7 protein-coding genes are annotated in these 8,410 nt (G+C 74.3%); 3 read left to right on the forward strand and 4 right to left on the reverse strand.

All coding sequences use genetic code 11. The features are described 5' to 3' along the window. The 4 genes from JWQ92_RS01935 to JWQ92_RS01950 form a co-directional block, all read right to left on the reverse strand. The coding region (locus JWQ92_RS01935) for an ABC transporter ATP-binding protein (RefSeq protein ID WP_297342768.1) at positions 1 to 467 on the reverse strand (467 nt) is incomplete at its 3' end. Further along, positions 464 to 988: a PadR family transcriptional regulator gene (locus JWQ92_RS01940; RefSeq protein WP_297342769.1), complete on the reverse strand. Its 525-nt coding sequence runs from the start codon at positions 986 to 988 to the stop codon at positions 464 to 466. The genes JWQ92_RS01935 and JWQ92_RS01940, both read right to left, overlap by 4 nt. Before the next feature lie 119 nt (positions 989 to 1,107). Further along, on the reverse strand, positions 1,108 to 5,040 hold the full coding sequence (hrpA, locus tag JWQ92_RS01945) for an ATP-dependent RNA helicase HrpA (protein WP_297342770.1): 3,933 nt from the start codon (positions 5,038 to 5,040) through the stop codon (positions 1,108 to 1,110). A gap of 126 nt (positions 5,041 to 5,166) precedes the next feature. Beyond that, positions 5,167 to 7,212, reverse strand: coding sequence for a GMC oxidoreductase (locus tag JWQ92_RS01950; protein WP_297342771.1), 2,046 nt, complete (start codon positions 7,210 to 7,212; stop codon positions 5,167 to 5,169). An 81-nt stretch (positions 7,213 to 7,293) separates the two neighbouring features. Here JWQ92_RS01950 and JWQ92_RS01955 point away from each other — a divergent pair, with 81 nt between their 5' ends. The 3 genes from JWQ92_RS01955 to JWQ92_RS01965 form a co-directional block, all read left to right on the forward strand. Further along, complete coding sequence (locus JWQ92_RS01955; RefSeq protein WP_297342772.1) at positions 7,294 to 7,569, forward strand: GlsB/YeaQ/YmgE family stress response membrane protein; 276 nt, start codon at positions 7,294 to 7,296, stop codon at positions 7,567 to 7,569. A gap of 108 nt (positions 7,570 to 7,677) precedes the next feature. Next, a complete protein-coding gene (locus JWQ92_RS01960) occupies positions 7,678 to 7,866 on the forward strand; it encodes a hypothetical protein (protein ID WP_297342773.1) in 189 nt (62 codons plus the stop codon). A gap of 23 nt (positions 7,867 to 7,889) precedes the next feature. Further along, on the forward strand, positions 7,890 to 8,410 hold a 521-nt coding region (locus tag JWQ92_RS01965; protein ID WP_297342774.1), incomplete at its 3' end, for a thioredoxin domain-containing protein.

Below are 8,410 nucleotides of genomic sequence, written 5' to 3' on the forward strand. Positions count from 1 at the left end.
ACGAGCGCACGGGCGACCGCCACGCGCTGCGCCTGGCCGCCCGACACCTCGCCCGGCAGCGACCCCGCGACCTGCTCGACCTGCACGTGGTCGAGCCAGTCCCTGGCCCGCGCCTCCGCGTCGCGGCGGCGCACGCCGGCGAGCCGAAGCGGCAGGGCGACGTTCTCCATGCAGGTGAGCTCCGGCACGAGGTGCCCGAACTGGAAGACGAAGCCGAACTCCGTCCGTCGCAGCCGGCTGCGGTCGCCGTCCGACATCCGGGTGAGGTCCCTGTCGCGGTAGCGCACGCTGCCCGCGTCGGGACGGACGATGCCGGCGAGGCAGTGCAGGAGCGTCGACTTGCCGGAGCCGGAGGCACCGACGATCGCGACGATCTCCCCGGCCTCGACGGCGAATGCGGCGCCGCGCAGCGCCGCGGTCGGGCCGAAGGACTTGGTGAGGCCCTCGGCCTCGAGGATCGCGCTCATCGGACGACCGCCGTCTTCAGTGCCTCGATGCGGGTGGCGGTGAGCTCGAGCCAGCGCAGGTCCGCCTCGAGGTGCAGCAGCGCATGGTCGCAGACGAGCTGCGTGGCGAGGTCGCCGCCCTGCTTGCGCCGGGTGAGCACGCGCATCTCCGCGAGGTGCGCCGCACGCTGGCCGTCGAGCAGGTCGTGCGGGTCGGTCCCGGTCAGCACCGCGAGCACGACCTTCGTGTACAGGGTGCTCTGCAGGTAGGCGGCCGGCGGCTCCGGGGTCTCCAGCCAGGTGTGCAGCTCGGTGACGCCGGCGTCGGTGATGGCGTACCGCTTGCGGTCGGGGCCGTCGCCGGGCTCGACACCCGCGACCTCGACGAGACCGTTGCCCAGCATCCGCGCGAGGGCCGCGTAGACCTGGCCGTAGGCGAGCGGCTTGTCCCCACCGAAGTGCTGGTCGTAGGACCGCTTGAGGTCGTAGCCGTGCGCGGGCTGCGGATCGAGCAGCCCGAGGAGGGTGCGGGGGAGCGACATGAGGCCGACTATACACACGTGTGTAGTCACAGGTGTGAACACGCGGGCGCCTCGTCCGTGCACCTTCCGCTTTCGGCCTTCATCCAGCCGGCACGACGGCAGGAAGCTGCAGGTCCGCGTCAGGCGAGGGCGCGCCGGATGCGCTGGAGCGAGACCGGCTCGGACGTCGGCAGGCCCTGCGCGAAGAGGCTGAGCCGCAGCTCCTCGAGCAGCCACCGCACCCGCACCAGGGGTTCCGGCACGTCTCGGGTGAGGGGGAGCACGCCACCGGCGGCGCGGTAGAGGTCCGTCGCGGTCGCCACCTCCGTCATCCACACGCGGTCGCGGTTCGCCTGCTCGGGGAGCCGCTCGACGCGGCGCACCATCCCTGCCGTGTAGACGGCGAGCCGGGGCAGCCGCGCCGCACCGTCGATGCTCACGAAGCCGGGATGGATCAGGGCGTCCAGCTGGCCCCGCGCGTCCGTGAGCGCGGGGAGCAGCGGGAGGCTCGTCGACCGCCGGATCGCCGCATCCGCGTCGCGGGCACCCGCCAGGGCCGCGGCGGTCGCCCCGACGACGGCGAAGAGGTCGTCGAGCACGGACGCGGCGAGCCGGTCGCGGAGGCGCTCGAACCCGGCGCGGGTCCACACGGTGCCGTCCTCGGTCCCGGCCGCCTGCGCGGCCTCGACCACCGCGACCAGGCAGTCGGCGAAGAGCGCATCCGTCGATCCGTAGGGGCTCGCCGCGAGCGCGAGCTTCTCGGCGCCCGACAGGTGCTCGCGCACGTAGTGGGCCGGCGACGGGGTGGCGAGCAGCAGGAGGCGGCGGATCCCGAGCCGCATCGCCGCCGTCTGCTCCTCGCGCGTCGCGAGCAGCCGCACGTCGACGGCGGATCCGGTGTCGACGAGGGCGGGATACGCCCGGACGACGCCGCCCGACTGACGGGTGTCGAGCACGCCGGGCAGCTCGTCGAGGTCGAACGTGGTGAGGCCCCGCCGCTCGATCGCCTGCCGGGCGGGGGTCGGGGCGGCGACGGCCTTCGCGACGGACGCCCGAGCCTGCTCGGCGAAGCGGCGCTGCAGGGCGACGAGGTCGACGTCGCGGGCCATCGCGCGACCACTCGGTCCACCTGCCCTGCCGGCCGGGGGATTGTCGAGCACCTCGAACGCCATCCGCAGGTGCGGGGGCAGCCGGTCGGCCTCGAAGTCGGCCGGTGCGGGGTTGGCGCCGGCGACCCGTCGCACGACGAGCGCGAGCGCGTCCACGAGGGGCCCGGGCACGCCACCGGTCTCCGGCCCGGGAGGCAGTTCGGGGAGCAGCCGCCGTGCCCAGTCGCCCGTGGGCACGACGAAGCGCCGCTGCGGCTTCGGCAGCGTCTTCAGCAGCGCGGCGACGAGGTCCTGGCGGAGGCCGGGCACCTGCCAGTCGAACCCGGCGGGGGAGAGCCCGGCGAGCAGTGGGAGCGGCACCTGCACGGTGACCCCGTCGTCAGCGGCGCCGGGGGCGAACCGGTACCGCAGCTTCAGGCGTTGCTCGCCCTGCCGCCAGAACGGCGGGAACTCCCGCGGATCGACGTCGGGTGCGTCCTCCTCCTCGACGAGGTCGGCGCGCACCATGTCGAGCAGGTCGGGCGTCTGCTCCTTCGCGTCCCGCCACCAGGCCTCGAACTCGCGCACCGAGTGCACCTCGGCCGGGATGCGGGCGTCGTAGAACTCGATCACCCGCTGCTCGTCGACGGGCGGCCGGCGGGTGCGCTCCGCCTCGTCGTCGATCTCGCGGCGCAGGCGCCGGTTCGCGCGGTCGAAGTCGTAGGCCCGGTCACGGGCGGTCTCGCGCGGCCACTCGCCCTCGAGGAAGGCGTGCTCGAGCAGCAGGTCGCGGGCGTGCACGGGATCGACGCGGGCGTACTGGATGCGCCGCTTCTCCACGATCGGCACCCCGAAGAGCGTGACCCTCTCGTCGGCGACGGCCGCACCCTGGCGCTGCTCCCACCGCGGATCGCCGACCGTGCGCTTCACGAGGTCGCCGGCGATCGGCTCCGCCCACGCCGGGTCGACGGCTGCGTTCATCCGCGCGAAGAGCCGCGAGGTCTCGACGAGCTCGGCCGACATGATCGCGGCCGGCGGCCGCTTCGCGAGCGCGGAGCCCGGGAACACCGAGAACCGCAGCTGCCGTGCGCCGAGGAACTCCACCGAGCCGCGTCGCGGTGACGGGCGGCCGCCACGGGTGGGCGGCGCGACCGTGCGGTCGTCGCGCACGCCGATCTGCGAGAGCAGGCCCGCGAGCACCGACTTGTGGACCAGGTCGGCGTTCACCGCGTCGCCCTCCCGCGGCGCGGGCTTCCGGCGGGGCTCGCGGAGGGGCTCGCGCCTCCGGCCGCCGAGGTCGTCGAGCTGCGACGAGAGCTGGCGGACGAGGTCCTGCCACTCGCGGATCCGCACGAAGTTCAGGAACTCCGCCTTGCAGCGACGGCGGAAGGCGCTCGACGAGGACTCCGCCTGCACGCGCTCGAGGTGGTTCCAGAGGTTCAGCAGCCCGATCAGGTCGCTCGTCGGGTCGGCGAAGCGGGCGTGCGCCGCGTCCGCCTGCTCGCGCCGCTCGACCGGCCGCTCCCGCGGATCCTGGATCGTGAGGCCCGCCACGATGACCGTCACCTCGCGCACGACGTCGTGGCGGCGCGCCTCGAGCAGCATCCGGCCGAAGCGCGGATCCACGGACAGGCGAGCGAGGTCGTTCCCGATCCGCGTGAGGCTCGCCTGCGGGCCGCGGTCCCCGCGCACCGCTCCCAACTCGGTGAGCAGCTCGAGCCCGGCCTTGATGCCGCGCGGATCGGGCGGGGTGAGGAACGGGAACGCCGCGATGTCGTCGAGGCCGAGCGAGATCATCTGCAGGATCACCGCCGCGAGGTTCGTGCGGAGGATCTCGGGATCCGTGTACTCGGGGCGCCTGGCGAAGTCGTCCTCGGAGTACAGGCGCACCGCGATGCCGTCGCTCGTGCGCCCTGAGCGGCCCGAGCGCTGGTTCGCGGAGGCCTGCGAGATCGCCTCGATCGGCAGCCGCTGCACCTTGGCCCGCACGCTGTAGCGGGAGATGCGGGCCGTGCCGCCGTCGATCACGGCGCGGATGCCGGGGACGGTGAGGCTCGTCTCGGCGACGTTCGTGGCGAGCACGATGCGCCGTGCCACCCCCGACGTGGCGGACGGCTCGAAGACGCGGTGCTGCTCGGCGGCGGAGAGCCGCCCGTAGAGGGGCAGGATCTCGACGGGGCGAGGCCGTCCGGCGTACTTGCCGCGGAGCACGTCGGCGACGTCGCGGATCTCGCTCTCGCCCGACAGGAAGACGAGCACGTCGCCCGATATGTCGCGTTCGAGCTCGTCGAGGGCTTCGCTCACGCCCTGTGCGAGGTCGCGGTCCTCGGACGCGTGCCCGTCCCCGTCGACGTCCTCGTCGCCGGCATCCTCCACCACGAGGGGCCGGTAGCGGACCTCGACCGGATACGTGCGCCCGGACACCTCCACGATGGGCGCGGGCGTGCCGTCGGGCGCCGCGAAGTGGGCGGCGAACCGCTCCACCTCGATCGTCGCGGAGGTGATGATCACCTTCAGGTCGCTGCGGCGGGCGAGCAGCTGCTTCAGATAACCGATCAGGAAGTCGATGTTGAGGGTCCGCTCGTGGGCCTCGTCGAGGATGATCGTGTCGTAGCGGCTGAGATCCCGGTCGCGGCGGATCTCGGCGAGCAGCACGCCGTCCGTCATCAGGCGGACCCGGGTGTCGGGCCCGGAGCGGTCCGTGAAGCGCACCGAGTAGCCGACGAGGCCGCCGAGCGGCGTCTCGAGCTCCTCCGCGATCCGCTCCGCGATCGTTCGGGCGGCGATGCGGCGCGGTTGCGTGTGCGCGATCGTGCGGCGTCCGAGCTCGAGGCAGATCTTCGGCAGCTGCGTCGTCTTGCCGGAGCCGGTCTCGCCCGCCACCACCACGACCGGGCTGGCCGCGATCACCGCCGCGATCTCGTCCCGCATCCGGCTGACGGGCAGCTCCGGCGGGTACGTCACGACGGGCACGGCGAGGGACATGAGCCGTCCAGTCTCCCATCCGCCCGCCGAGCGCGGCGTCCCGGCCGTGCGCACGCGTGCTGCCGCTGCGGACGGCTGGGGCCCGTACGCCTGCCGCGGACGTCCGTGCGGGCCGCAGACGCGGGGCTAGGCCAGCATGCGGTCCATCACGCGGTAGGCGTTCGCGAGGATCGTGAGCACGGGGTTCACGCCCCCGTTCGTCGGGTGCAGCGAGCCGTCCGCGATCCGCAGGTTCTCGTGGCCCCAGACGCGGCCCTCCGGATCCGTGACGCTCGCCGCGGGGTCGTCGCCCATTCGGCAGGTGCCCGCCTGGTGCTGCCCACCGCTCGGGCCGGCCGGGGCGCGGCCGCCGCCGTTCACCGCGTCGTCCCGCACGCTCGCGGCGCCGCTCGCTTCGAGCCATTCACGTGCCCGCCCCGTGAGGAACGCCCTGGCCCGCAGATCCAGCGGATGGGCGCCGCCCTCGAGCCGCGCGACCGGCGTCCCGAACCGGTCGAGCACGCCGGGGACGACGCGCACGCGGGAGGTGACGCTCGTGACCTCCTGGATCGGCCCCACGACCCGCAGCATTCGGGGATATGCGGTCCGCATCGCGTCCTTCATCGCGGTGCCCCACGCCGGCACCAGGTCGGCGGCGCGCAGGTAGTGGTAGGCGCTGACGGGGGTCGGCACGAACTCGTTCGCGATCATCCCGCCACCGACGATGCCGTCGTTGCCGTGCCGGAAGTCGCAGGTCGCGATCGACGGGCCGGGACCGAGCATGTCCTGCACCGGCTCGTCGAACAGGCCGATCGCGCCGCCGTAGAGGTGGCCCTGCAGGTGCCGCCCGACCTGGTCCGTCCCGTTGCCGATGCCGGCGGGCTCCCGCTCCGACGCGCTGTTCAGGAGCAGCCGGGCCGTCTCCACGGCCCCGCCGGCGAGCACCACCTCGCCCGCGGCCACGTCGCGCCGCCAGATCCCGTCCGCGGACCCGCCGGCGATCCGCACCCCCGTGACGCGACCACTCACATCGGTGAGCAGACGCACGACCGCCGCCGACGGCAGCACCCGGCAGGCGCCGGAGGCGAGCGCCCGCGTGAGCGTGGAGTTGTGGCTGCCCGACTTCGCCTGCACCGGGCAGTCGAAACCGATGCACTGGGCGCACTGGACGCAGGCCGGCCGGCCGTCGTAGGGCCGCGAGTTGATCAGCAGCGGCACGGTCGTCGTGCTCCAGCCGAGGCGGGCGGCGCCCCCGGCGAGCACCGCCGCCGTGCGCCCTGTGGGCAGCGGCGGCATGGGGTAGTCGCGGGACCGCGGGCCGGCGCTCGTGTCGCCGACGACGGATCCGCTGACGCCCATCTCGACCTCGGCGCGCGTGTAGTACGGCTCGAGCTCGTCGTAGCCGAACGGCCAGTCGGGGAGGTCGCTGCCTTCGGGGCGCCCGTAGACCGACCGCATCCGGAAGTCGTCCGGCGTGAGGCGCCACGCCTGCGCGCCGTAGTAGCGGGTGCCGCCACCGAACGACATCGCGTTGTTGCTCCACCGGCCGTCGCTCGGGTCGGGCAGGGCGGACCCGTCGGCGGCGATGCGGATCGTCCCGAGCGGCGGTCCGGAGAACAGCCGCAGGCCGCGCACCTGACGGGGGTTCCGGAGATGGTCGAGGGTCACGTCGGCGAGTGCCGGCCAGTCGCCCGCCTCCACGACGAGCACCCGCCTGCCGGAGGCCGCGAGCGCCTCCGCCGCGACGCCGCCGCCCGCGCCGGAACCCACGACGACGGCGTCGTACCGCTCGGCCAGGTCGTCGGGGCCGATCACGGCCTCCCGGTGACCGGGGACGGGTGGCTCGAGCGGCCGGTCGCCCTCGGGCCAGCGACGCCAGCCGAGGTCGTCCCAGGCCGCGGTGCCGCGTCCGGCCCGGTCCTCCGGGTTCGCCCAGTAGGCGTCCACCACGAGGGCCGCCAGCCAGAACACGTCCGGGTCCTCGGCGTGCGCCGGCAGCGTCGCCGCAGGATCCTCACCGAGCAGGGTGACGACCGCGGTGAGCCGTTCCGCCCAGTCGGGCCGCTCCTGCGCGAGCACCCCGAGCAGGTGCTCGACGACGCCCGTCGCGGACGCCGACGGCGTCGCGTCCGGCGGCACGATCGCGTCCACGAGGCGGGCCAGCGCCGCCGTGTCGTCCCGGTCCGGGGCCATCCCGCCTCCTCGCGCTCGATCCGGCCACGCTACCGGCGTGCCGTCGCGTTCCTCCCCCCGGGTTCCTGGACGCTGAGGCCCGTGGGCTTCCTCGCGTTCCTGCTCCTCGGGTTGATCGCCGGTGCGATCGCCAAGCTGATCCTCCCCGGCCGGCAGGGCGGCGGATGGGTCGGCACCCTCCTCGTCGGGGTGGTCGGCGCCCTGCTCGGCGGCTGGCTCGGCGGACTGCTGTTCGGGGGCCGCGGGCTCGGCACCTTCTTCGAGCTGCGCACGTGGCTGTTCGCGATCGGCGGTGCGCTCATCGTGCTGATCGTGTGGACCCTGCTCACCGGCCGCCGGCGGCGCTCCCGGCCGTGAGGCCCGCCCGCGTCCTGCCGGGCGCGGCGGCCATCCCGCGGACACCGGACGTCCTGCCGACGTCCACCTTGCGCCGGTAGTGATGGCCTCCCGAGTGGAGGGAGCACCATGACCGACGAGCGCACCGGATCCGAGGACCCGGGACCCATCACCGACGTGGACGTCGACCCGGACGTGCCGGTCGACGAGGACGTCATCGACATCAGCGACAACTCCGGGCCGGAGCTGACGACGAACGTCGACGACGTACCCGCGGGCGGCGCCGCGAGGGTCACCGGCGTCGAGCCGCCCGACTGATCCCGCCGACGTACGGTGCTGCCGTGCCGAACCGCCTCGCCGACGCCGTCAGCCCCTACCTCCGCAGCCATGCGGACAACCCCGTCGACTGGTACCCGTGGGGACCGGAGGCGTTCGCGGAGGCGGCACGGCGTGATGTGCCCGTGCTCGTGTCGATCGGCTACGCGACCTGCCACTGGTGCCACGTCATGGCGCGGGAGTCGTTCAGCGACCCCGAGCTCGCCGCGTACCTGAACGGCCACTTCGTGGCGATCAAGGTCGATCGTGAGGAGCACCCCGAGGTCGACGCCGCCTACCTCACGGCGGCCGGGGCGTTCACCCCGGATCTCGGCTGGCCGCTCAACGCGTTCGCGACCCCGCTCGGGCGCGTGTTCCACGCGGGGACCTACTCACCCCCGTCGCCCGTCGGCGGGCACCCCTCCTTCCGGCAGGTGCTCGACGCCGTCATCGACGCGTGGACCACCCGCCGCGACGACGTGGAGCAGTCGGCGGCGGGACTCGCGGCGGCGATCGCGCAGGCCGCCGCGACGGCCCCCGCGCGCTC

The sequence above is a fragment of the Amnibacterium sp. genome, from assembly GCF_025463795.1.
In the GTDB taxonomy this organism is placed as follows: Bacteria; Actinomycetota; Actinomycetes; order Actinomycetales; family Microbacteriaceae; genus Amnibacterium.